This is a genomic window from Singulisphaera acidiphila DSM 18658 (assembly GCF_000242455.2).
GTDB lineage: Bacteria > Planctomycetota > Planctomycetia > Isosphaerales > Isosphaeraceae > Singulisphaera > Singulisphaera acidiphila.
Genome location: NC_019892.1, coordinates 1931525 through 1954217, shown reverse-complemented (window position 1 = coordinate 1954217; position 22693 = coordinate 1931525). Strand labels below are relative to the sequence as shown.

Genomic DNA, 22693 nt, shown 5'->3' with positions numbered 1-22693 from the left:
CTTTGTCGGGAGAGATCCCGACGTGCTGATCAAGGAAGCCGAAGCCGTGCTCGATCGGACGGTGAGGGAGTTCGGCGACCTGCCCCACAAACGCGGTGAAACCCTGGGCATTCAAGCCCAGACCGAGTTGGACGGGATCCGAAACCTGCAAGTCGACAAACCGGCTCCGGAGATTGCCGGCTTGGACATCGACGGCAAGCCGTTCAAACTGAGCGACTCCCAAGGCAAGGTGGTCGTTCTCGCCTTCTGGGGCGACTGGTGCGCTTCGTGCCGGTCGATGTACAAGGACGAGCAGACGCTCGAGGAGCGGATGCGAGGCAGGCCGTTTGTGCTCCTCGGAGTTAACAGTGACAATGACCGTGACAAGCTCAAAGAGCGGATCACAAAAGAGGGCCTCACGTGGCGGTCCTGGTGGGACGGGGACGAGAGTGTTAACAAAGCGGGGCTGATCGCTCGCCGGTACAATGTCGACTCATGGCCGACGTTCTACGTCATCGATCACCGCGGTCTCATCCGCCACGTCTTCCGCAACACTCCCAGCGTCAAGACGCTGAACTCAGTGATCGATGCCGCAGTCGAAGCCGTCGAACGGGAACCAGACACCCGGAAGAATGATGGTCCAGGCTGACCGGCCAACGATGATCCGATCCCTACGGCAACAGTGCACCGCAGATGCTTAACAGGGCCACCTTTGAGGAAGCCCGAAAACTCCACCTCGCGCATCCCGAGGCGAAAGAGCAGGGCAGGGCCATCTCGGAAAATCACTTTTACAAAACAAAAGCAATTAAGCATCGCACACGCCAAGACCGCAACATTGGCATGTCTTGTATCCAAGAATCCATCAAGCGGCCGGCGATGGGAGTGATTTTCGAGAGGCCAGGTGGGCGTCGACGATCGGCCAAACCCGATCGGGCGTGAGTTCGGCGAAGCAGTCGAGCCGAGAGCAGGTCGTCACATAGCTCGCGGCGCACCAGACTTTGGTCTCAACCGCCGTGGCGTTCGGACCGTACGGACCGTTCTGGGCCGGGCTCGTACAGGTATAGATTCCAACCACACGGGCACCGGCCGCCGTGGCCAGATGGAGCGGACCGGAGTCGTTCGAGAGGAGCAAGTCGACAGCGGCGGAGACGGCGGCCAATTGCGGGAGAGTGGTCCGGCCACAGAGGTCGACGACCGGGATCTCGCCGAGATGCCGCCGGAAGGCGTCGACGATCGGCCGATCCTCGGGTGCGCCGACGACGACCAGGCCCGCCCCGTAGGCCGCGACAGCTCGGCGAGCGAGCTCAGCAAAATGCTCGGGGGGCCACCGCTTGGTCTGCCAACGGGCTCCCATGTTCAGCATCAAGCGGGGCGTGGGGACTCCTGAGAGGACGTCAAGAGCCCAGGCCCGATCGGCTTCGCCGGCCGCGACCACGAATCGAGGGGACGAAATGTCGGCCCCAAACGACTCGGCGATGCTGAGCAGTCGATCCACGGCGTGCGCGGCCGAGGGCGGAGGCGTCACGCGATGGGTATAGAAGAGCGTCGCCCCTTCACGCGCATCGGCCAGGCCGACGCGGATGGGGGCTCGCGTCGCGGCCGTCATCAGGCCGGAACGGAGCAAGCCCTGCAAGTCGATCGCCAGGTCGTACTCGCCTTTGCGGAGTTGGGTCAGAAACCTGGCGAACGTTGCGATTCCCTTGGGGCGAAAATTGGTCCGAGCCCGATCGTAGAGGACCACATCATCGAGTTCGGGATGCCCGTCGACCAGTCCGCGCAACGACGTGTTGATCACCCATGTGATTCGCGCTTTGGGCCAGATCGCCCGGAGCGCGGAGAGGGCGGAGAACGCATTGACCACGTCACCGAGCGCGCTTGGCTTGATGATACAGACGCGGGCGGGGTGCAAGTCGCGCAGTTCGTGAAGCGGTCTGACCATGATGGGGGGAACTCCATTTCCCGATCCAAAGGGCACAGGCCAATCTTACCAAGAAACGATCAGACGACAAACCAAGAAGACTCTAAGGGGTCGTCTGCGGCTTGACCAGGGGGGGCGATCTCGCCAAACTGCCCTTGGCTGAAACGGCTGAACCCATGGCGGCTGGCCATCCAACGGCGTTGCAGGGACGAGTGTCCTTCCCCGACCAGCCTGATCTCGGACCCCCAAAAAAACGAAGGTCAAACCTCATGACGCCGCCCGCGACACGACGCGAGTTTCTCGGAGCGACCGGACTGGCCGTCGGGTCGGCGAGCCTGGCCTTGGCGGCAGACGACCGGCCAAGGACCGGGTCGACTCCTCGGATGAAGCTGGCCGTGGTGACGAGCGTCTATCACTACCTTTCGCACGCCTACCATATTGTGGGCCGATTCCTCGATGGCTTCGTGATCCATGGCGAAGACGGTTTGCACCGCCCCGGCTTTGAGATTGCGAGCCTGTTCATCGAGCAGGTGGCCGAGGAGACCGATCTCGGACGGGCCAAGGCAGCGCGGAACCAGGTCCGGCTTAGCCCCTCGATCGCCGATGCCCTGACTCTGGGTACGGGGAAACTCGCCGTCGACGGCGTGCTGCTGATCGCCGAGCATGGCGATTATCCCTACAACGAAAAGCTCCAAAAGCTCTACCCTCGCGGTCGGTTCTTTCGTGAGGTGACCGACGTCTTCCGGGCCTCGAAACGCTCGGTCCCCGTGTTCGTGGACAAGCACCTCTCCTACAGCCGGCCCGAGGCCCGGTCGATGGTCGAGCAGGCTCAGGAACTGCAATTTCCCCTGATGGCCGGCTCCAGCTTGCCGATTACCTGGCGACTCCCCGCGCTCGAGGTCCCTCTGGGCCGGCGATGGAACGAAGCGCTGGTGGTTTCGCGGGGCGACCTCGAGATCTTCGGGTTCCATGCGCTCGAGACCTTGCAGTGCATGGTCGAACGACGCGACCGGCAAGGGAAACCCCAAGGCGTGGTCGCCGTGACTTGCCTGGAAGGAGACGCGGTCTGGGATGCCGGCGAGAAAGGGGGCTGGTCGCGGCAACTCCTCGATCAAGCACTTTCCCGCAGCCACACCGTCAACCCGGGGGACATGCGGCAGAACACCCTCGACTTCAAACCGCCGGCCGGGCGCGACTTCCAGACAAGGCTGCGCCACCCGATCGCCTTCCTTGTGGAATATGCCGACGGCTTCCGCGCCAGCGTCTTGATCCTCAACGGCCACGTCGACGACACGACCTTCGCCGGCCGGCTCGCGGCGGGAGGCGATCGCGAAGAGATCGTTTCCACCTTGGCCTATTTGCCAGCTCCCCCAGGCGCTCGGTTCTTCGACCCGCTCGTCTTGCGGATCGAAGACTTCCTCACCAAGAAACAACCTCCCTATCCTGTCGAGCGGACACTGCTAACCGGGGGAATTCTCGACGCAGCGCTCGAGAGCCGAATCCGAAATCATCAGCGGATCGAGACCCCCGACCTCGCTACCATCGATTACCAGGCGCCGGCCGACTCGGGATACATTCGAACGCCAGTCGCGAATCCTGAGGCGAACAAGGTCTGAGCCAGTGGACTCGGTTCCCTATGATGACTTGGGACACCGCCGTCTCGGCCTTATCGGGTCGGCTTCAGCCGACCATCCCTCAGGGTAGTGGCAGGCAAAGGCCACCCCTTAACACGAAGAGCCGAGGCGGGCCATCCCCACCCGACATATAAGAGAAGGCACAAAGGTAAGGGAATGAAGGCGGAAATCATCGCGATCGGTAGCGAGCTCGTCAGCGGGCAAAGCCTCGATACCAATAGCCAGTGGCTCAGTCGAGAACTCAGCACGCTCGGCATCCCGGTTCACTTTCACACCACGCTGGGCGACGACCTGGACGAGAACGTCGCGGCCTTCCGCATCGCGATCGCCCGCGCGGACCTCATCCTGGTCAGCGGCGGCCTGGGACCGACCCAGGACGACTTGACCCGCGAGGCGTTGGCTCTGGTGGCGGGCGTTCCCCTGGTTGAAAAGGCCGAAGCCCTCGAGGCGATCACGGCCATGTTCGCGCGGCGAAGCCGGCCGATGGCCGAGCGGAACCGGGTTCAGGCCCTCTTTCCCGTCGGGGCCGAGATGGTGCCGAACCGGGTCGGAACCGCCCCCGGGATCTGGATGAAGGTCGCCAACGCGGTCGTCACATGCCTACCCGGGGTCCCCTCCGAATTGCGGACGATGTATGAGGAACAAGTCCGCCCTCGGTTGAATCAGTTCGCCACGAGCGGGCGGGTTATCCTCCACCACAAGATCAACCTGTTCGGCAAAGGGGAGTCGGACGTCGAAGCCGCCGCGCTGGATTTGACCGCTCGCGGACGGATCCCCGAAGTCGGCATCACCGCGCATGACGCCACAATCAGCTTCCGGATCTCGGCGGAGGGGGCGACCGAAGAGGAAGCGCGACTCGCGATGGAACCGACCTTAACGTTGATCCGCGAGCGGTTCATTGAATTGATCGTTGGCGAGGGAACCGGGGACGTCGCGGAAGCGCTCCTTGCTCAGCTCGTCCGGACCGGATCCACGCTGGCCACCGCCGAGTCGTGCACGGGAGGGCTGGTCGCCCAGATGATCACCGCTCAGCCTGGCGTCAGCGACTACTTCCCCGGCGGTGTCGTCTCTTACGCCAACCAGGCAAAGCAGGAACTTCTGGGCGTCCCTGCCTCACTGCTGACGACCTATGGCGCGGTCAGTGCCGAAGTCGCCGAGGCCATGGCTATCGGAGTCCGCGAGCGATTTCACGCAACCCTCGGCCTGAGCGTCACAGGTGTTGCCGGCCCAACGGGTGGAACGCCTGAGAAGCCGGTCGGTCTCGTCTTTCTCGGATTAGCGACTCCCGATGGAAGGGTCCAGACGCGCAGGCTCGAGATTGGCCCGGAACAACCCCGTGAGATCATTCAGCGACGATCCGCCAAGCACGTCCTGAACTGGGCGCGCCTGGCACTTCTCGCATTGCCCTCGAAGTGAGTTCCGATCTCAAGGGGACTTGAGGCCCGGTTGCGACCAAAGCGGCTTGCTCTCAGGATGGTGGGCACGAAGCCAGGCGGTCGCCTGGTCGAGGAGCCGCTTCTGCTCATCGGGCCGCCCCTTGAGCCGAGACGCCTCGAGCAGGAGACAGGCCAGCTCGCGCTCCCATCCGGAGCCCTCGCAGCCTGCCACCAAGACCTGGGGACCCGCGCGGTCGTTCAAATCCAGTTGCGTCAGGACGAACGAGGCCCAAAGCGCAATCCCTCGATCGGGATTCCCCTTCAATTCCTCCAGCGCAACCGCAGGGAACTTGACCCCGTCCACCGCGGCATAAGCCATCGGGCGGGTCAGAAGAACCCGGAGCCAGACGGGCCAGTCCGGGCTTCGAGCGACGGTCAACGCATACCCTCGCGGATCCGCCGAGGCCGCTTCGGCCGTCAGCGATTCGGCGAGGACGTACCGTGCTAACGCGGGGAGCGGGGTCCTCAGGCAAATATCCCACCGCTGTCGCTGGTTGACCCTCGAGTCACGACTCAACGCCAAGGCCGCGCGAACGCGGTCGACCTCCGGTCGGGAATCGTCGTGCAAGACATAGACATTCGACCAGACATCACGGAGCGACCAGGCGCCATGGGCAAACCAGCCGATAAGACCGATGAGGACCGCCAGGCCGAAGAGACCGACGTAGAAGAGCGCCCCGTACTTCTCGCGTTGGGAGAGTCGGGGCGGGTCCGGAGTAACGATCGGTAGGCCGGGGAAGATAAACCCAGACGTGTCGGGGGTCGAATCCGGGGTCACGATCGGCAAGACGGGGAACCTACGCCCTGGAAGGTTCTGGTGCGGTGGGTGCGAGTGCGACTCCATGGGCGTGATCTCCGCGAAAAAAGGGTTCCACTGGCGCTATTCTATCGCGGATCGATGATTTCAAGCATCGCGCTTTGACGGACAAGTGATTTCGGAATAAGCTTAATCAGGTCCCTGAGGTCAATCAGCTTGGCCTCGATTCTCGATGTTGAGAACCCGGCAGAGGCATGGGAGCCACGCCCTCAGCGAAAGGGCGCTCTGTAGATAAAGGTTGTCCCCAATGAAGATTGCCTCTTACGTCCAGGGATTTCTCAAAGACGAAGCTGGCCCCACAGCCGTCGAATACGCCGTGATGCTCGCGTTGGTGCTCGTGGCCGTCGTCGCCGCCATCAATACCGTGGGTTCCTCGACGGCTGAGATGATGCAAAACAACGCTGACCAGATCACAACGGCCGTGAACGCAGCCTCTTGACCCGTCATTCCCTCTCGCCGCACTCTCGCCGAATTCCACCTCGTCTTGGTAGGATAGGATCGCTGTACGCTCCGATCCGAGTTCCGATTTGAGACCGGGCGCGTCTCCGATCCGATCGCCTGCCATCGCGGGATCATGAAACTTAAACGCTTGCCCGAAGACTTTCATGTTGAAGAATTGCCCGTGGTCGCTCAAGGCGAACCCCGCGGCCGGTTCGTCTATTATCGGCTGACCAAGCGTGGACTCGGCACGCTCGAAGCCATCGAGGCGATCAGTCGCCGCTGGAATGTTCCCGGCCGACGGATCAGCTACGGCGGCCTGAAGGACCGGCATGCGGTGACGGTCCAGTACCTCACGATCTTCGAGGGGCCCGAACGCCCGCTGCACGAAACAAGCTTCGACCTCGAGCCGGTCGGGCGGCTTCCCGAACCGTATAGCCCAAGCCACTTTCGGGGAAACCGCTTCGTGGTGGTCCTTCGCGACCTCTCACCGCACTCCTTGGACCAGGCTCTGAAGGCGGTCGCGGAAGTTCCCCGGGACGGATTGCCCAACTATTTCGATGACCAGCGCTTCGGGTCAGTCGGCTTTGGCGGCGGCTTCATCGCACAGGCCTGGCTGACCGGCGACCACGAACGCGCGTTTCGGCTGGCCATGGCCGAGCCCAACCCGTCGGACCGGCCCACCGCCAAGGCCGAAAAAGCGATCCTCCGCGAAACGTGGGGCAACTGGGCCGAAGCCAAGAGCCGACTCGATCGGTCGAATGCCCGAAGCCTGGTCACTTACCTCGTGGACCACCCAACCGACTTTCGAGGCGCCTTCGCTCGCCTCCGCCGTGAATTGCGCTCGCTCTACTTCTCCGCCTTCCAAAGCCACCTCTGGAACCTGATCCTGGCCCGCTGGATCGAGCGGAACACCCGTGAAGATCAGCGCGTGCCGATCGACTTCAAGGTCGCCACATTGCCGATCCATCATGGACTGGATCCCGTACAGGCCGAGCTCTTGAGCCTCAGCCGGATCCCCCTGCCGGCCTCGCGATCGCCGCTACCCGACGGCCCGATGCGCGAAATCGCCGAAGAGGTTGTGGCGGAGTTCGGCTTGAGCTGGGAAAACCTCCGCGTGAAACACCTCAAGGATGTTTTCTTCTCCAAAGGAACGCGCCCCGCGCTTTTCTTCGCCGAGAACCTGGAGTACTCGGGCGCGCCCGACGAGCTCGACCGCAGGCGGAAGAAGCTGACGCTCTCGTTCGAGCTTCCGAAGGGTGCCTATGCCACCCTCCTCGTCAAGCGCGTCACCGACGCGGCGAGCTGAAAGGCCCAAATCAGTAGCCCGGCCGGCCCAGCCGAAACTTGGACCTGCCGGACCGGGCCACCGAACAAGTAGGCCTCTGGCTCTTTGTTAACGAGGGCGTCCCCCGAATTCCTCCTCTTGAGAAAGTTCCCCACCTTGAACCTCGACGTCCTGTACGAAGACAACCATTGCCTCGTGGTGAACAAACCGGCGGGCCTGCTTGCCCAGGGGGATGTGACGGGCGATCTGAGCCTGGTCGACCTGGCGAGCTCCTACCTCAAGACGAAGTATCAGAAGCCGGGGAACGTCTACGTCGGGCTCGTGCATCGCCTCGATCGCCCAACCTCGGGCGTGGTTCTACTCGCGAGAACGAGCAAGGCCGCCAGCCGGCTCTCCGCGCAGTTCCGTGCGGGGTCGATCGAGAAGATCTATCACGCGGTGATCGACGGGTCGTGCCCCGAAGATGCGGGGGAGTGGAACGACACCCTCTGGAAGGATGAGGAGCGGAACGTCGTCCGCGTCGTGCCCCCGAACACGCCTGGTGGTCAGGAGGCTCGGCTCGCCTTCCGGGTGCTCGGTCGATTCCCTCGGACGACGCAGCTCGAGCTCCGGCCAATCACAGGGAGGAGCCATCAGATCCGGGTGCAGCTCGCCGCGCGGGGATGTCCGATTGTCGGTGATCGCAAGTACGGGGCGGTCAGCACCCTCAGGATGAGTGACGACCGGCCCCGGATCGCGCTCCACGCTCAGCAACTCACGTTCACTCACCCGACGCGGGGGGAAGTGATTTCGATTGCTGCTCCGGTGCCGACAGACTGGCCCGTGTCATGGTCCGAAGCGAATCCAGCGATGACCGGCTCCAGTACGCCAGAGGCACCCCCAGCCCAGTGACGACCATGGCGGCACAAGTCCGCCAAATCGTCGTGTCGCGGGGAGGGGAATCGAGATCTTTCGGAGACTCGTACGCCTCCTGGGCGACCTCGGTGATCGACTCCGCCGGAAGCGCGGTCGTCGCGGGCTGAGACTCAGCGGCCGGGGCAGGCTGGGGCTCGGCGGCAGCCGACGGGGCGGGCTGGGACGCAGCGGCTTGGGGCGCAACGGGAGAGGGGGCGGGCTTCACGGCATCGGGAGCAGCCGGAGTGCTCGGGGCAGGAGCAGGGGCAGCCTGTACCGGCTTCTGACGAGCGAGGTAAGTGGACGTCGCCGCCCAGAACTCTTTGTCGTTGAGGCCGAGTTCGTCGGCCTCATGCTTGGCGACCTGGGCGTCGACCCCATCGACAGTCAGCCGACGAATGTACCAGAGCGCTCCGGAGCGAGTTCCATCCGTGTCACAAAAGTAAAGAGGACGTGCGTCGGACAAAGAGATTTCGAGATTGAAACTGGCGACATGTTCCGCATCCAACTTCTTCAGACCAACCGGCAAAGCCACGTACCGCATCCCTCGGTTCGACACTTCCTCAATGAAGGAGGGTTGAACCTGACTTGTCTCGCGCAGGTCGAGAATCGTCTTATATCCCTTCTCGGCGAGCCAATCGAGCCCGACGGCCGTTGGCAGGCTCCCCCCCGAGAGCTTCGGCTCCAGGGCGACGAATCGCTGAATGCCCGGCGCCACGCTGATCTCAGCGGGGGCCGGAGTCTCAACCGCCACCTGAGCGTCAGGTTGGCTGGCCGGTTTCACCTCAGAGACTTCCGTGGCGGGGGGAGGGGGGGCGGGTTCGGGAAGTTCGTTGCGGGAATCGTCGCGGGGAATTGAGAGGGGGGGTAAGTTGTCGAGCCAGCTCTCCGAAGACGACTCGCCCCCCCGGGCCGACCGTGAGGCCGGCTCAGGGGTCGAGACCACCGCTCGTGCGACGTTCTCTCCAGGTGAATAGCGGGGGCGAGTCGCTCGGTAGCTGGTACGCCCCGCTGAAGTCTTGGCTCCCGAGGGCGTGAGGCTCCCCGTCGCACCGGGCTCTGCGGAGGGGAGTCTTTCTTTCTCAATGGGCGCTGGTGAAAGATCCGTCGGGTTATCGACCGGAGCCGACGGCAGGCTGGGGATGGAGCCAGCCCCCGGTGCCACGATGGCCGGTGAACTGAACTCGAGTGGTGCTTCTGCACCCATGCTCATGGGAGCTCCCATGGTCGAGCCACCACAGCAGCTTCCGCCGCTGGTGACCACACTCGCTCCGATCGGGGTGCCAAGTCTGGCGCCTCGATTGAAGACGCGATCGCGAAGTCCCTTGAGATAATTGCAGGGACCGCCGCCAATGCAGGCACCACCACAAGGGCTGGCACCGCAGGGTCCGGAGAATCCCGATTGGCATCCCGTTTGAGCCAGTCCCGCCAAGGCAAGCAGGAGCAGGCCCAGCGGTCGGAGTCGGAATGAACGTCGCGGTCCGGGGGCGCCCCGTGCGGAGCGACCGGTTCCAATCCATCGCATCGTCATCGCTTGTATCTCCCGTCTTCCGACACCCATTCGCACGTCGCCGGGTCGCTCCCCAGATCGAACTCCGCGCCGATCCTGTTGCAGGGCAGGGTGCTCTGCGACCGACAGAAGGAAGGGCGAGAAGCTCAACGCTGTTACCGGTGGGGAAGACGCCACGTCCGTGTCCGTCGCATCAACCGCGCCGAGGATTTGCCGACCATCAGGAGAGAGGAGCCGCGTCGCGACGCGAGTTCGCTCGAGGCAATGCACAGAGATGCGGCTCCGGGAGACGGTTGGCATCGGGACGCTCTAAGGGTGTCAACTCTACAGGTACGCAACCGATCCCTTGACGCGACGAGCCGATATCAACCGCTCGCCTTTCCACGTCGTTCAGGCGGCACTCCGGCCGCGTCTTCGTTACGACCGATTCGTCCAGGACGGCGAAATCACCGACCGAAACAAAGGCCGCCAGGGTGCGGAGTCCGGGTGACGACCAAGGGCTTGAGGATCGTCGATGAAACTTAGCCGACGTTCGAGTGGTTGCCAAAAATCAATGGCGATTTCTAGAATGATTTTGTGATCGACTGCCGCGAATTCCGCAAAGTTTCCCCAACTTCCACAACTTCGGCGGTTCCATGGCGAATTCCGATGCGAAAGACTCCGCCTCAAGGCGACGAACCCGGAGCTCCTGGCTGGGAGCGATCGCAATCGGAGTCGTGGCCACCCTGGCATTCGCCTACGATTTGCCCTCAGAACCCTCATTTGTCGACGAATGGGCTTATCTTTCCCAGACCTACTATGCCGACCTCTGGGTTGCCGGAGAGACCAATCGCGGCGAGTGGTTGGAATATCCTGCCTATGACCTTCCGCCCCTGCCCAAGTACCTGTTCGGGCTCGCACTCCGCGCGGGGGGATACCACAGGCCAGGGCGGACCGATGCCCTGAAGTGGTATGGCGACACGCGAAGTCAGAGTGGCACAACGGCGACACTCATGCTCGCGCGATGGCCCACGGTCCTGTTCGGTGCGCTCGGATGCGTTGCGGTCTATGGACTGGGAACGATGGCGTTCGATCGTCGCGTCGGAGGTCTCGCGGCTCTGCTCCTGATGATCAACCCGCTCTATCGTGTGCATGCGCGACGGGCGATGTCCGACGTCATCGCCGAGAGCCTGATCGTGCTCACAGCTTGCGCCTTTCTCTGGACCTGGCGGAGGCTCCTCAACGGCCGCCTGGGGCCATCGGCGTGGCTGTTGGCTGGCGCAGCGGGCCTAGCGGGCGGCTTGGCGGCTCTGGCGAAACTGAATGGGGCGCTGGCGATGCTCATCGTCCTCGCCTGGGCCCTGTTCGCCTTGGCCTTGCCCTGGATTGCGACAAAACGAAAGTGGGCCGTCGTCACGGCGGCCTTGTTCGCGGGGGTCGTCTCGATCGCGACCTTCATCGCCTTGAATCCATTTCTGACCGCGCAACCGCGCGGTGCTCTGAATCCAGACTCAGCGGCGATTGCAAAAATGTCGATCGGCCAACGAATGCGTCACCTGGTCGTCCACCGCATGGGGGTTTCTCGCGGCCAGATGGGACTTTTCCCCCACAATGCGCTCCCCACGGCCTACGACAAGATCGCCACGGTCTGCGTTCAAGGGTTCGGCCGATTCGGGCCCTTGGGTCCCCATGAATCCAACTCCCGGATCCGCTATGATCCGAAGCAGGATTGGGGGGCTGTGCTCTGGCTCCCGCTCGTCGCCCTCGGAGCCATTGTCGCCGAAGTCCGCGGCCAGGCTCAAAGGAGCGCGGGGGAAGCACCCACGGCCTGGGCGATCTTGGTTCAGACAGGGGTCGCCATGCTCGTCGTGACGGCCTACCTGCCACTCGCCTGGGATCGTTACTACCTCTCGCTTCAGCCAGGCTCGGCGCTGCTGGCGGCCGGGGCGGTCGTGGCGGCCGCCAATCGCATCTTGAGGCGCCGTGCCGGCGCAGAGGGGTCGTAAGTCGTGGGAATGCTCCGTCGCCCCGAAGCCTGGGTCTTCGTCATCCTGCTGGGAAGCTATGCCTTTTTCTGGCACGCCCGCGACTGGAATAGTGCCAGCCGCTTGATGTTGACCTACTCAATTGTCGATCGAGGAACCGTCCTCCTGGACGGCCTGGATCAACAGACGGGGGACATCGCCAAGTTCCACGGACGCTACTATTCCGACAAGCTCCCCGGTTACTCGCTGCTGGCGACCCTGCCGTACGCGCTGGCCAAAACGGGGCTCGGCCTTCCCCCGCACCCGAGGAATGTCGCGGGCCTGGCCTATTGGCCGGCCGACTACTGGACAACCCTCGGAACGTCGGGGCTCTTCTCCGCCTTGAGCGGCGTCCTCCTGACGATCCTGGCCCGTGACCTTGGCTGCGGCCCGCGACGGTCGTTGTTGGTGGGCCTGAGTTACGGCTTGGCGACCCCTGCCTACGCCTACGCCACGATGAGCCATGGGCACCAGGCCACCGCGTTCGCCTTGCTCGCCTCGTTCGCGCTGCTCTGGCGTGAAGGACAAGGGCGGCCCGCGCTCCGTGCCTTCTTCGCGGGGGTCCTGGCGGCCTATGCCGCGGTTATCGAACTCCAGGTTGGGCCAGTCTCGGCGATCCTCGGGTTTTACCTGCTCGCCCTGGTGCTGGCCCGCAAACGCAAACCAGCCAGGCTCGGCGAATTTGCGGTCGGGGCGAGCCTGCCGACGCTCTTGTTGCTTGGCTACAACGTCCTCGCCTTCGGTTCTCCTTGGGACATGGGCTACTTCCACCACGCCACGGATGCGTTTCAGAAGGTCCATTCCGCAGAGAACCCGCTCGGCCTGCGCGGGTTCGCAGGGGCGCACGTCATCCCGTTGCTTTGGGGGGGCTATCGCGGCCTCTTCTTTTATGCCCCGATCCTGATTTTCGCAATCCCCGGTTGGATCGTACTCGCCAATCGCCGGGAGTGGGGAATGGCCGTCGTCTCGGCCGCCACCGCCCTCGCGATCTTCCTCGTCAACCTGAGCTACCCGGAATGGACCGGGGGATGGTCGACGGGGCCTCGACTCCTCGTCCCGCTCTTCCCCTTTGCCATGCTCCCGGTCGCTGCCACGCTAGCAGCCGGCGGTGTGCTGACAACCTGGATCGCGGTGGGGCTGGCGTTGGCGGGGGGCGTCTTGATGCTGCTCTTTCAAGGAATCGGAGCGCACGTCCCTCAATTCATCGCCGATCCCTTGCTCGACGTCGTCCTCCCGCTCTGGAGTGGGGCGGATCTCCCCCCTTGGTGGGTGAGCGGGCGATTTGCAAGGAATCTGGTGGGCCTGCTGATGCCCGGCCGGCTGGCCCAGCTTCCTGAGCGTTGGCAAGGGCTTCAGTTCGCGCCACTCGTGGTCGCCCAGATCCTCGCGATCCTCGGGGCGAGTCGGCTGACCCGTCGGCCCCCCACGTTGAAGGGGCCGGCGGACCCACGACCAGGATCAAACCTGGGTGTTGATCAGGAGTAAGACGGTCGTCGTGATCACCAGGATGCCGAGGATCCAGGAGCTGAGCCGGCCGGCGTGGAGCCAGATCAATCGCCAGTTTTCATGCCGGGACGCAGAGTAGACCAGGCTGATGGCGATCACCAGCGGAAGCACAAACCAGTAGAGATGAATCATTCCGAAGAAGATCATGCTGAGCCCTCCGCTTTGAGGCCTTCCAGCTTGACCTCGGAAGGGGCCGCAAGGGCCAGTTCCGCTTCCTCATCAAGGTCGGCGTAGGCAGGACCATCGAAGGCGTCGTAAATGGCCAAGACGTTCAGGAGGCCGGCCACGGTCGTGTAGATCGTTCCGACTTCGATGAGCTTCCCGTACCCCTGAAGGCCGTTGATGACGTTTGACGACGGTACTGCCATGAAGCCGCCCAGGATTGTCGGCAGGCCGTAGTATTCCAACGTGCTCTGCACCAAGGCGGGCAGGGCGGGAAGACCGACAAAGAACTGCCCGACGTAGTGGAGGCAGAACTTGTCCGGGTTCTGCATCGGGTTCACCCACCGCCAGTAGACGATTTTCCCGTCTCCCAGGGCGAACCCGAGAAAATAAAGACTCAGGATACAGAGGGCATAAAGAATGCCCTTGGCGGTTCGCCCTTGGTAGAGGTGCCCGGATCCAGGCACAAGCCATGCCAGGAACGCGGCAAGGTAACGGTTACGGAGAGGGACTGGAGTGATAGGCATGGGTTGTGAGAGCATCCCGGTCCCAGGTCCACCGCACGATCCATCGCCCCGACGGCGAGGTGCCCGACGTACTCGTTTAATCTTAACATGGCCGGGGAGTCCCCTTCCAGTCCGACCCGGCCGGCTCAGCCGCAGAATGCCGAGCGGCGGCATTCGCCGGAGACACCTTCGACGACCTCGGGGGGGATGATCTCGAGTCCACGCATCGCACCCGCCATCAAGGCAAGCGACGCGAGTCGGTCGAGGCTGCGGGGCACTCCTTCGGTCAACGCGTGGAGCCGGTGGATCGCCCGGGGGGTGAATACAGGCTCGTCACGTCCTGCCGCGGCGAGCTTGGTCGTCACATAGCGTTCGCACTCGGCCCGCATCAAGGAAGGGAGGAGAATCGACAGAGCCCAAGGATCCACCATTCGCTCATCGTCGTCCGAGTGGCGGAAAACCTGAATCACGGTGAGGCGTGCCGCCGGATGGGAGTCGGCATGCACGAGCCGGTCGAGATCGAGGCGATCGGCGGGCTCCACCAGGTCCTGGCAATCATCAATTGCCAAAATGACTTGCAACCGTTGCCAACGACAGAGCCGGAGCGCCTCACCCAGCCGCTTCCAGGCCACCCCTCGGCTGGCGCCGGCCGGAACCCGGGAACCGAGCGACTCGGCGAGTTCGGCGAACAGCGACGCGCCATCCACTGGACTCGAGACTCTCACGACTCGCCGCCAGGGACTCCGGATCTCGCCAAGCGCCTGGGCGAGAACCCGCGACTTGCCCATTCCCTCTTTCTCTTGGAGGATGGCCAGCTTTCGTCCCGACTCGATTGTCTCGACCAGCCGAGCGACCGCCTCTTGGTGCGCCTCGAGCGGGACGAACGGCGAGGACCGCGCATCGAACGGGTCGCGTGAGAGTTTCCAGTAACGCTTCCACACGGGACAGGGGCCTCCTCAACAAGCGCGGGCATCGGCATCGCGTTCCCTTCCTACGATCGGTAAAATCGGCCTTTTCCTTTGGCTTGAACCACAAATAAGGGGGAGGCGATGGCCGACCGCTTCTACTGCCCCGATCCCCCCGTCTCAGGCCATTTTACCCTCGAAGGGGACGAGGCACGCCACCTCCTCCGGGTGCGCCGGCTCGGCCTGAGGGATCAGGTCGAGCTGTTCGACGGTCGCGGGTATGCCACCTGCGCTGAGGTCACGGCCGTGGGGCGCGATCGGGTCGAGCTGACCGCCGTCGGAACCGCGTTGGCCGACCGACCTCTGCCCTGCCGGCTGACCCTGGCGACCGCCGTTCCCAAGGGCGAGCGATTCGACTGGTTGATCGAAAAAGCGACGGAGCTTGGCGTAACCAGGCTCGTCCCGATCATTACCGAGCGATCGGTCGTCGACCCGCGCGACGCCAAGCTCGAACGGCTCCGCCGACGGGTCGTCGAAGCCTCCAAGCAATGTGGTCGGAATCGACTGATGGAAGTGGAACGGCCCACCCCTTGGTCCACGCTTCTCAAAAGTGTCGAGGATGACGTCCGCCTCATGGCCCACCCAAACGGAAGCCCACGCGGGCGATGGCCGCGCAGCCGGAATGGCCAAGGCGCGTCGGTGACTCTCGCGGTCGGCCCCGAAGGGGGATTCAGCGACGTGGAAGTGGACGAGGCGCAGGCAAGCGGATGGTCGATCGTGGGCCTGGGTCCAACCATCCTGCGGATCGAGACGGCCGGGCTCGTCGGCGCGACGTCGGTCCTCGCTCAGTATGAGGGGGGGGACGAATGAGCGGACTCGTCGTGGCCGCCGCAGGTCTGCTGCTGGGTCTCGGGGCCGGGGTCCTCGGCGGTATGTTCGGGATCGGCGGAGGACTGATCATCGTCCCCGCCCTGATCCTGTTCTTTCACGACTCTCCGAAAACCGCAATCGGCACGCCGCTCTTCGCCCTGATCTGGCCGGCGGGCCTGCTCGGGGTCGTCGAGTACTGGAAGACCGGTCATGTCCGACCCGTCCAGGGTGCCTGGATCGCCGTCGGATTTCTCCTCGGCGGCTATCTCGGCGCCAGAATCACCCTGTCGATCCCGGTCGCCACCGTGAAACGAGGCTACGCGGTCTTCCTCCTGATCGTGGGAGTCTACTTCCTCTTTTCGGCCTCCTCAGAGTCGAGCAGGCCGCTCAAGATGCCCCCTTTGAACCCTGCGACGGATCCGTTCCGGGATCAGGTCCACTGACCGCCCGATTTGTCTTGATAGATCGACCAGACGTAGCCATCGGGGTCTTTCAAGGCAAATTCACGCCAGCCCCACGATTGGTCGGTGGGTTCGCTCGAAACGCTGAGCATCGCCCCCTCGTCGAGGCAATGCTGATAGAAGGCATCGATATCATCAACACGCAACTGCAGATGAATGCCGACGCCCGGCCTGGTATCGGCGAATTCGGCGGCGTGCGCCTCGCGCGGATGAAGCATCAGGCTAAAGTCGCCAATCCGCAAGATCGCCAGGCTGATCGGGGCGCCTTCTTCCTCGGCATGGATCTGCGCAACCTCGGCACCGACGACTTCATTGTAAAATTCAAGCGACTTGAGCACGTCCTCCACATACATGAAGACGCTAGTAACTTGCCCCGCCATCCGCATCCCCCTCTCGCCTGCCAGGAAGTTCACCTGCCGGAGAATACCCCGAAGGACCTTTTCCCGCAACGGCGCACGTGGGGTGAATCAGGTGGGTCCCACCGCTTAAACGCCCAGAACGCTCATACTCCGCACTGTCTCGTTCGAAAACGAAGCGAGCGTTCGCTCCATCTCAAGTCCCTCACAAGGAAAACTACTCCTCTCCCAAATGCACGTTTCCCGTCGATGTCGGTGTCATCGCTTCGCCACAGCAGGTGAAGGACTGAACGCTCATCGAGCAGGTGCAGGGATTGATAATCTCGATCTCCGAACCGCATTTCCGACACTGAAGCCGCTGACCGGCCGGCAACTTGACCCGATTACTCGCGTTGGTCGCTTCGATCTTCGTCGTCATCGCTCGGCTCCCCCGTGGAATGGATGGCCCGATCCATAGTGCCCTGCTGTCCCTCATTTAGGGCGGACGTCTCCAGAGGATCGTGCCTCAGGAGGTCGCGTTGGCCCATCTCCCCGACGGCCTTGCTTGCTTGTCGAGGACTCGAACCACAGGACAAAGGCATCGACAATTCCAAAGATCCAAACGATGCAAACGCCAGACCCAAATGAGGAGAAGCGAGGGACTCGGCCGTTTAATGTGCCTCGGCGACCGCGAAGAAATCCACGGTCTCGCGGATGGCGGGAAGGAGGTATCCAGCCGCAGAGTAGTGGCCGCAGTCAAACCAATGGATGGGCGGTCGACCTGCGCCCTCCCAAAGTGCCTTGGCTGACGCCGGTGGGATCACCTCATCGACATTTCCGGCCATCATGAAAAGGCGCTTGCCGATCAGCCGATGGGCATAGGTCAGAGGATCGAACGGAGTGGTCAGCGTCTTGAAATCGGCCTGGGTTCGCCCTGATTTCAGCCAGAGTTCGCGATACTTGGCCGCCTCGGGCATCTCCCAGAGGATCCGCGCCAGGTCGCCCCCCGCCAGGAGCAAGGCCGCCTGATTGATCGTGGGATCATTCGCCGCAGCCAACGAGGCGACGATTCCCCCCAGGCTGATCCCGGTCACGCCCAACTGCTTGGGATCGACCTCGGCTCGACCCGCCAACCAGGCCGCCGCCCGTCGGACGTCGCAGACCCCTTGCCGCATCGACAGCAAGGACCGGTCCATGTCAGCGGAGAGGAACTTCTTATCACTTCCCGCCGGCCGCCGCTCTCCGTAGTAGGGGAGCTTGACGAACAGCGCGGCCACCCCGCGCTGGGCGAGCCGGGCCGCCAGGTAGCGGGAGAGGGCGAAATCAGCGCCGAGAATATGCAAGACGACCACCGCCGGGCGTCGCCCCGGCCCCACCGGACGGAAATACTCGGCGTGGACCGTATTGTTCTCCGGGTCAGGAGTCGTGATCGGCGACGGGAACCGAACGGCGGAAACCGAAAACAACGGCTCGGTCCGGATCGTTTCGCATTCGTAAGGGAACCGGGCCGCGGACAGACGGAAGAGTTCGGGAACGTCGGCTTCCGCCATCGTCGGCTGAAAGCTTGCTTCACCACGCTCCAGTTCCACCCCGCCCAGAGTGATCGTTAGGATCAGCAATAGTCCGTTCATCCGAGGTCCAGTTCCCGCAAAGAAAAGGGATCGAGTGAAATCCATCTGCCGTGCAGGCTCGCTTGACCTTCCGCAAATCAATGGCGGCCGGCCGGAGCGGAGGCGCTGCTCGGCCTGATGCCCTCCGACACCATGGTGGATGCGCCCGGGGGCCCGGGAGAGTCAGGGAGAGGATCCTGCGAAAGGCCCATGGCCGAGTCCTCCGCGACAGGCGACTTCCAATCGAGACTCATGAGCTCGGCCCATCGGTTCAGCTCGGGAACCGTCTGGAAGACCAGTTTCATGGTGACGGCGATCGGCATGGCAAGGATGAGCCCGACGAGGCCCCAGAGGAAGCCCCAGAAGAGGCAGGCGATAAGCACCGTGGTCCCGTTCATGTCGAGCGATCGGCCCATAACGAACGGCGTCACGACGTACCCCTCGATCCCAACCGCCGCGAGATAGACCGCCGCCACGATCAGGGCGTCGCCGATCGAGCCCGACTGCCCCAGCGTGATCAAGGTCGGCAGACCTCCCCCAATCATCTGGCCAACGTAAGGGATGAAGTTCATCAAGCCCGCGAACAGGCCGAGCGCAAAGGGAAACTTTACGTTCAAAACCCAGAGCGACAGGGCCAAGACGATCCCGAGCCCAAGGTTGATGATCGTCCGAGCCACCAGATAGTTGCGGATCTGCCGGGTCAAGCGGCCGAGGATCCGGGCCGCCGCATTCGCATCGCCGGGACTAGCCGCGAAGAAGCGGATCACCTTCGTCGTCAGCATGTCGCTCTCGGCGAGCAGGAACAGGACGAGAATCAGGATGAAGAACCCCTGGGCCACCCGGATCGACAAGTCAGCCAACCCGATGCTCAAGGAGTCGATCACCATCGCTCGGTTCGCGTCGCCGAGGAGGTCGATCGTCCCCGGCTCGGGCAAGATCCCCCGCATGGAAGGATGGTCGCGAATCATGTCATTGATGCGATGACTGATTCGCCCTGAGAGCCGTTCGATGTCCGCCGGAAGCGTGTTAGCTGCCTGAACCAGGCTCTCCGCCGTCAGGCTCGCGACATAGAGTCCACAAAGCACGGTCAATAAGAAGAGGACAACCGCCGCTCCCGTCGGACTCAAGGGGAGTACGCGTCGGAGCAAGGTCGTGACCGGATGGAGCATGCACGCCAAGACGAGCGCCAGCGCGATCGGAATGAGGATCGCCTTGAGCAGGTAGAGTGCGGCAATCACACCAAGAGTGGCCAGAACCACCAGGGAGGGGCTGGTCAGTTTGGTGACTCGATCCACTCCTTTACCTCCTCGACCGACCACGCACTTTGCTCATCCTTCACGCTGGATCTATCATCACTCGCCGTCGCGAGCTTGGCAAGAGTCGGAAGCGACGCTCCCTCGCGCCGCCTCGATCCGCTCCAGGTCGGCAAACCGGCGGAGCAACCCCTTCAGGGTCGTGTCGGCGGCTGGCACCACCCCCTGGATTGCTTCGTCAGTCGACCCAATCGCCGGAACAATCCCATCCCAGGCCAAACGCAACGGCCAGCCGAGCGATTCGGCCGTCCTGTTGAATCGCTCCTGGAGTCGAAGCGCCCAGACCACTCCCCAGTGATCGCGGAACCAGAGCCAGGTTGCATCGAGTCCAGCGCGAGGCCGGCCGGCTCGATCCTGGCTCCAGAACGCCGTCCAGGCCGCAACCGCCAGGCTCCACGGAACGACGGACCAGAGTCTTGCCCCTTGATTCAACTTCCATTCGCTTCGCGTGAGCGCGAAATACTCACAGACGAACCCGAGCCCGAGCCAGGCCGCCGCCCGCCCATAGCGGGTCGGCAGGTAGTTGGTCACACCCGCAATCACGACGAGCACGTAGAACAGACTCCAGGGGGCGTCGAGCCGCAAACGGCTCAAGCCCTGTGCCTTCCGGGCCCACCCCGGACCCTCGAGCCATGGGATCAGAAAAACGAGAACGAGCAGCGCCATCAAGATCGCCCAGGCACCACCGCCGGGCCGACGCGCATTCAGGACCGAAATCAGCGCCGCAAACGAAGCGAGCACGGTGAGGTAGACGAGATGACCCGCCATCGGCCGACCCGAGTTGAGCGGCTCCAAGCCGGCCAACCCCTGCGAGATCAGGCCGATCAACAGGGCGAGGCCGGCCCAGGCCACGGCCGGCCGAAGCTCCGTCCCTCGAGCGCCTCGCCAGGCCGCCAGCCAAGGGACGACCGCCGTCGCCAGCGCAAGACCAACGCAGACAGGGGCCCACCGAGGCGCAACGATTAGGGCCAGGCCCCCGGTCGCCAAGAGGATTCGAATCCCCATGCTCCTTGAGCTCAAACGACGTGCTCCAATGTAAAATTGGGTGACGGTGAGAAAATAGCTAAATTTCTCGTCCCCCTTCGAAAGGATCTCGTACACTCAATATGTAGGGTCACGATTGGCGACAGGAAGGGACGGGGCACCATGTTAACGGCGACCATTGGAACCGCCTTGATTTTTTGCCAGTCCGCGCTCGGCGGTCACGGCCATCATGGGGCAAAGGTCGGGGCTTGCGAAAGCTGCGGCGAGAAAAATGGGGTGGTTCTCGCGACCATTTCGCGGCTTCAGACCTCCCCGCGATGGCGGGATCGCGACGACGCGGCCAATGATCTTCGTGATTTCGATTGGCGATGCCACCCCGAAGTGGTCGGCGCCCTGGCGTTCACCCTGTTAAACGACCCGGAAGAAGAGGTCCGCGAAGAGGCTGCCGAGTCGTTGGCGAAGATGGCTCCTTGCCTCCCGGTAGCCCACGCCGCACTCAGCCAGGCCGCAGAAAATGACCGTCACTATGCGACAAGACGCTGGGCCCGGAAGGGCTTGAAGGCACTCCGGGGCCGCTGCGAAGGGACCTGTGAAGTCTGCGAGCCGGGCACATCCGACGCGATCGTCCTCCCGACTTCCATCGTCGGCGAAACGTTTGCTCCAGGGCTCCCGCTCATCCCCGGCAAGACTTTGGGAGAACCGGCGTTCGAGTCGAGCGTGGAGTCATCCACTTCTCTGGCACCCCTGCCGCCGGACTCACCCGTGGAGTCGTTGCCCCTCGCGCCGGTCGAAGCTTCCCCCATTCCGCCGGCCGATTCGGGCGACATGTCGCTCGAACCGTTGCCGCTCGACCCTCCCGGCCCGTCGGCCGCCAGGTCGACCGCGAAACCAGGGCGACCCGTCGAGACCAAGAAAGTGGCGCAAGCCCCGAGTCGTCGGCGCAACCTGCCCCGGTTCATCCGGATTCCGTCGTCGCTTCTGGATCGCTGAGCGGGTCGATCATTGCCGTTGCAGAACCCCGCGAGTCATTGACGATGGGTCGCGGGCCACCTTCTCGGCAAAGACGCGGAACGACGCCACGATCGGACGGAGAGCTCCAAAAATCTCGTTGGCCGTGATCGACATCTTGTTCATGTTGTCGTGAAGCTCACTCTCGAGCAAGAGCTTCTGAATGCTCCCGTCCGGATTGAGCCGACCCCGCCCATCGTTGAGTGCCCTGGTCAACAAGCTGAGGTCGCTCGCGATCAAATTGAGACGGCGGAGCGTCACCCCGAACTCCGTCGAGGGCATGGTATTGGCAGGGGCCCCAAGGTCCTTGAAGAGCGGCGAGGCGCTGGCCATCCCCGCGTCGAACCGGGCGAAGCCCGACGAGAACCGGTCGATCCCTGTCTTCAGAGCCGCCTGAGTGGCCGGGTCGAGCGTCTCGTTCACCTTCTGCGAGACCTCCCGGAGGTTCGCGACGGCCGGTTGGAATTCCTTCTCGTTTGCGAGGATGAACCGGTCGATCCCGTCTGCCGCCGAAGCCACTCGGCGCCCCGTCTGCGTCCAGATATCGATGAATTCGCCGATCTGTTCCGCGCTTTTCGTCATCTTGGCAATGCCGTTGGCGGCCAGGTCGATCGCCTGCAAAGTGGACCCCGCCTTTTCGAACGCCTTGGTGGCAGCAGCCAGCGCCTTGGACGGATCGGGGGCGATGGCCCCCTCAATCACAGGCGCTCCGACGGGGGTCTTGGACATGGCCAGCAAGCCAGGACCAGTCCCCGGTAACAGGTCGATCGTCACGTCGCCGATCAAGGAACGGGACAGGTGCGGAACCGTCCCTGACTTGATCCTGTATTTCCTCTCCAGCGAGAGGGTGACGAGCACCCCGTCCGGCTTGTTCGGCCGGTCGTCGAAGACGATCGAGGTGACGACGCCCACGCGGATCCCGCTCTTGCGGACCGGGATCCCCTCGGCCACTCCCGGTGCCTCGGAGTAGTGCACGACGACGTAGCCATGATCGCGGAACAGTTGGGGAGACTCGCCGAACCAGACGATCAGCATGGTCAGGACCAACCCCGCCACGATGACGAACATCCCGATCCGGAACTGCATGACCCGTTCGTTCATGAACATCCTCTCTCG

22 protein-coding genes and 1 pseudogene are annotated in these 22693 nt (G+C 63.4%); 11 read left to right on the top strand and 12 right to left on the bottom strand.

What is annotated here, in order from left to right; genetic code table 11:
• Window positions 1–22 precede the first annotated feature (22 nt).
• Window positions 23–628: a TlpA family protein disulfide reductase gene (locus SINAC_RS07620; RefSeq protein ID WP_015245104.1), complete on the top strand. Its 606-nt coding sequence runs from the start codon at window positions 23–25 to the stop codon at window positions 626–628.
• A 213-nt stretch (window positions 629–841) separates the two neighbouring features.
• On the opposite strand, the gene SINAC_RS07615 is transcribed toward SINAC_RS07620, so the two are convergent.
• A complete protein-coding gene (locus SINAC_RS07615) occupies window positions 842–1918 on the bottom strand; it encodes a glycosyltransferase family 9 protein (protein WP_015245103.1) in 1077 nt (358 codons plus the stop codon).
• A gap of 248 nt (window positions 1919–2166) precedes the next feature.
• Between SINAC_RS07615 and SINAC_RS07610 the strand changes: the two genes are divergently transcribed.
• Both SINAC_RS07610 and SINAC_RS07605 read left to right on the top strand, forming a co-directional pair.
• Window positions 2167–3513, top strand: a complete 1347-nt coding sequence (locus tag SINAC_RS07610; protein ID WP_015245102.1) for a hypothetical protein — start codon at window positions 2167–2169, stop codon at window positions 3511–3513.
• Between the two features lie 174 nt (window positions 3514–3687).
• Window positions 3688–4947 carry a competence/damage-inducible protein A gene (locus SINAC_RS07605; protein ID WP_015245101.1) on the top strand — a complete coding sequence of 420 codons (1260 nt, stop codon included), beginning with the start codon at window positions 3688–3690 and terminating at the stop codon, window positions 4945–4947.
• A 9-nt stretch (window positions 4948–4956) separates the two neighbouring features.
• On the opposite strand, the gene SINAC_RS07600 is transcribed toward SINAC_RS07605, so the two are convergent.
• Window positions 4957–5811: a hypothetical protein gene (locus SINAC_RS07600; RefSeq protein ID WP_015245100.1), complete on the bottom strand. Its 855-nt coding sequence runs from the start codon at window positions 5809–5811 to the stop codon at window positions 4957–4959.
• 220 nt (window positions 5812–6031) lie between these two features.
• Here SINAC_RS07600 and SINAC_RS07595 point away from each other — a divergent pair, with 220 nt between their 5' ends.
• The 3 genes from SINAC_RS07595 (at window position 6032) to SINAC_RS38645 (ending at window position 8401) form a co-directional block, all read left to right on the top strand.
• Entirely contained in the window at window positions 6032–6223 is a 192-nt protein-coding gene (locus SINAC_RS07595) for a Flp family type IVb pilin (RefSeq protein ID WP_015245099.1), read from the top strand.
• 135 nt (window positions 6224–6358) lie between these two features.
• Window positions 6359–7531, top strand: coding sequence for a tRNA pseudouridine(13) synthase TruD (gene truD, locus SINAC_RS07590; protein ID WP_015245098.1), 1173 nt, complete (start codon window positions 6359–6361; stop codon window positions 7529–7531).
• 117 nt (window positions 7532–7648) lie between these two features.
• Window positions 7649–8401, top strand: a complete 753-nt coding sequence (locus SINAC_RS38645; RefSeq protein ID WP_026011925.1) for an RluA family pseudouridine synthase — start codon at window positions 7649–7651, stop codon at window positions 8399–8401.
• 406 nt (window positions 8402–8807) lie between these two features.
• Here SINAC_RS38645 and SINAC_RS41795 read toward each other — a convergent pair.
• Window positions 8808–9611, bottom strand: a pseudogene (locus SINAC_RS41795) (fused DSP-PTPase phosphatase/NAD kinase-like protein); the annotation flags it as partial.
• Window positions 9612–10549: 938 nt separating this feature from the next.
• Between SINAC_RS41795 and SINAC_RS07570 the strand changes: the two are divergent.
• On the top strand, window positions 10550–11899 hold the full coding sequence (locus SINAC_RS07570) for a phospholipid carrier-dependent glycosyltransferase (protein WP_015245095.1): 1350 nt from the start codon (window positions 10550–10552) through the stop codon (window positions 11897–11899).
• Window positions 11900–11908: 9 nt separating this feature from the next.
• On the top strand, window positions 11909–13402 hold the full coding sequence (locus SINAC_RS07565; protein ID WP_020465730.1) for a hypothetical protein: 1494 nt from the start codon (window positions 11909–11911) through the stop codon (window positions 13400–13402).
• On the opposite strand, the gene SINAC_RS07560 is transcribed toward SINAC_RS07565, so the two are convergent.
• From SINAC_RS07560 to SINAC_RS07550, 3 genes are all read right to left on the bottom strand, one after another.
• Window positions 13376–13570, bottom strand: a complete 195-nt coding sequence (locus tag SINAC_RS07560) for a hypothetical protein (protein ID WP_015245093.1) — start codon at window positions 13568–13570, stop codon at window positions 13376–13378. The two genes, SINAC_RS07565 and SINAC_RS07560, sit on opposite strands and share 27 nt — an antisense overlap.
• Window positions 13567–14112, bottom strand: a complete 546-nt coding sequence (locus tag SINAC_RS07555) for a DUF6677 family protein (protein WP_020465731.1) — start codon at window positions 14110–14112, stop codon at window positions 13567–13569. The genes SINAC_RS07560 and SINAC_RS07555 overlap by 4 nt, the downstream gene beginning before the upstream one ends.
• Window positions 14113–14237: 125 nt before the next feature.
• Entirely contained in the window at window positions 14238–15032 is a 795-nt protein-coding gene (locus SINAC_RS07550; RefSeq protein WP_015245091.1) for a type II secretory pathway protein ExeA, read from the bottom strand.
• A gap of 108 nt (window positions 15033–15140) precedes the next feature.
• Here SINAC_RS07550 and SINAC_RS07545 point away from each other — a divergent pair, with 108 nt between their 5' ends.
• Complete coding sequence (locus tag SINAC_RS07545; protein ID WP_015245090.1) at window positions 15141–15866, top strand: RsmE family RNA methyltransferase; 726 nt, start codon at window positions 15141–15143, stop codon at window positions 15864–15866.
• On the top strand, window positions 15863–16309 hold the full coding sequence (locus SINAC_RS07540; protein WP_015245089.1) for a sulfite exporter TauE/SafE family protein: 447 nt from the start codon (window positions 15863–15865) through the stop codon (window positions 16307–16309). The genes SINAC_RS07545 and SINAC_RS07540 overlap by 4 nt, the downstream gene beginning before the upstream one ends.
• Here SINAC_RS07540 and SINAC_RS07535 read toward each other — a convergent pair.
• The 5 genes from SINAC_RS07535 to SINAC_RS07515 form a co-directional block, all read right to left on the bottom strand.
• Window positions 16297–16707 (bottom strand): VOC family protein, encoded by a 411-nt coding sequence (locus SINAC_RS07535; protein WP_015245088.1) that lies wholly within the window; start codon window positions 16705–16707, stop codon window positions 16297–16299. The two genes, SINAC_RS07540 and SINAC_RS07535, sit on opposite strands and share 13 nt — an antisense overlap.
• Before the next feature lie 193 nt (window positions 16708–16900).
• Entirely contained in the window at window positions 16901–17101 is a 201-nt protein-coding gene (locus tag SINAC_RS07530; protein WP_015245087.1) for a hypothetical protein, read from the bottom strand.
• Window positions 17102–17333: 232 nt separating this feature from the next.
• Window positions 17334–18293 carry an alpha/beta hydrolase family protein gene (locus SINAC_RS07525; protein ID WP_015245086.1) on the bottom strand — a complete coding sequence of 320 codons (960 nt, stop codon included), beginning with the start codon at window positions 18291–18293 and terminating at the stop codon, window positions 17334–17336.
• A gap of 77 nt (window positions 18294–18370) precedes the next feature.
• Window positions 18371–19567 carry an AI-2E family transporter gene (locus tag SINAC_RS07520; RefSeq protein ID WP_015245085.1) on the bottom strand — a complete coding sequence of 399 codons (1197 nt, stop codon included), beginning with the start codon at window positions 19565–19567 and terminating at the stop codon, window positions 18371–18373.
• A 57-nt stretch (window positions 19568–19624) separates the two neighbouring features.
• A complete protein-coding gene (locus SINAC_RS07515; protein ID WP_015245084.1) occupies window positions 19625–20590 on the bottom strand; it encodes a hypothetical protein in 966 nt (321 codons plus the stop codon).
• A gap of 141 nt (window positions 20591–20731) precedes the next feature.
• Here SINAC_RS07515 and SINAC_RS07510 point away from each other — a divergent pair, with 141 nt between their 5' ends.
• On the top strand, window positions 20732–21559 hold the full coding sequence (locus tag SINAC_RS07510; RefSeq protein WP_015245083.1) for a HEAT repeat domain-containing protein: 828 nt from the start codon (window positions 20732–20734) through the stop codon (window positions 21557–21559).
• A gap of 9 nt (window positions 21560–21568) precedes the next feature.
• Here the strand turns inward: SINAC_RS07510 and SINAC_RS07505 are convergent, their stop codons facing one another.
• Complete coding sequence (locus tag SINAC_RS07505; protein WP_015245082.1) at window positions 21569–22678, bottom strand: MlaD family protein; 1110 nt, start codon at window positions 22676–22678, stop codon at window positions 21569–21571.
• Window positions 22679–22693: the final 15 nt, after the last annotated feature.

Excerpts from the sequence above, each read along its gene's own strand:
- SINAC_RS07615 (WP_015245103.1), bottom strand. The coding sequence starts at position 1,918 with ATGGTCAGACCGCTTCACGAACTGCGCGACTTGCACCCCGCCCGCGTC.
- SINAC_RS07610 (WP_015245102.1), top strand. The coding sequence starts at position 2,167 with ATGACGCCGCCCGCGACACGACGCGAGTTTCTCGGAGCGACCGGACTG.
- SINAC_RS07605 (WP_015245101.1), top strand. The coding sequence starts at position 3,688 with ATGAAGGCGGAAATCATCGCGATCGGTAGCGAGCTCGTCAGCGGGCAA.
- SINAC_RS07600 (WP_015245100.1), bottom strand. The coding sequence starts at position 5,811 with ATGGAGTCGCACTCGCACCCACCGCACCAGAACCTTCCAGGGCGTAGG.
- SINAC_RS07595 (WP_015245099.1), top strand. The coding sequence starts at position 6,032 with ATGAAGATTGCCTCTTACGTCCAGGGATTTCTCAAAGACGAAGCTGGC.
- truD (WP_015245098.1), top strand. The coding sequence starts at position 6,359 with ATGAAACTTAAACGCTTGCCCGAAGACTTTCATGTTGAAGAATTGCCC.
- SINAC_RS07570 (WP_015245095.1), top strand. The coding sequence starts at position 10,550 with ATGGCGAATTCCGATGCGAAAGACTCCGCCTCAAGGCGACGAACCCGG.
- SINAC_RS07565 (WP_020465730.1), top strand. The coding sequence starts at position 11,909 with ATGCTCCGTCGCCCCGAAGCCTGGGTCTTCGTCATCCTGCTGGGAAGC.
- SINAC_RS07560 (WP_015245093.1), bottom strand. The coding sequence starts at position 13,570 with ATGATCTTCTTCGGAATGATTCATCTCTACTGGTTTGTGCTTCCGCTG.
- SINAC_RS07555 (WP_020465731.1), bottom strand. The coding sequence starts at position 14,112 with ATGCCTATCACTCCAGTCCCTCTCCGTAACCGTTACCTTGCCGCGTTC.
- SINAC_RS07545 (WP_015245090.1), top strand. The coding sequence starts at position 15,141 with ATGGCCGACCGCTTCTACTGCCCCGATCCCCCCGTCTCAGGCCATTTT.
- SINAC_RS07540 (WP_015245089.1), top strand. The coding sequence starts at position 15,863 with ATGAGCGGACTCGTCGTGGCCGCCGCAGGTCTGCTGCTGGGTCTCGGG.
- SINAC_RS07535 (WP_015245088.1), bottom strand. The coding sequence starts at position 16,707 with ATGGCGGGGCAAGTTACTAGCGTCTTCATGTATGTGGAGGACGTGCTC.
- SINAC_RS07530 (WP_015245087.1), bottom strand. The coding sequence starts at position 17,101 with ATGACGACGAAGATCGAAGCGACCAACGCGAGTAATCGGGTCAAGTTG.
- SINAC_RS07525 (WP_015245086.1), bottom strand. The coding sequence starts at position 18,293 with ATGAACGGACTATTGCTGATCCTAACGATCACTCTGGGCGGGGTGGAA.
- SINAC_RS07515 (WP_015245084.1), bottom strand. The coding sequence starts at position 20,590 with ATGGGGATTCGAATCCTCTTGGCGACCGGGGGCCTGGCCCTAATCGTT.
- SINAC_RS07510 (WP_015245083.1), top strand. The coding sequence starts at position 20,732 with ATGTTAACGGCGACCATTGGAACCGCCTTGATTTTTTGCCAGTCCGCG.
- SINAC_RS07505 (WP_015245082.1), bottom strand. The coding sequence starts at position 22,678 with ATGAACGAACGGGTCATGCAGTTCCGGATCGGGATGTTCGTCATCGTG.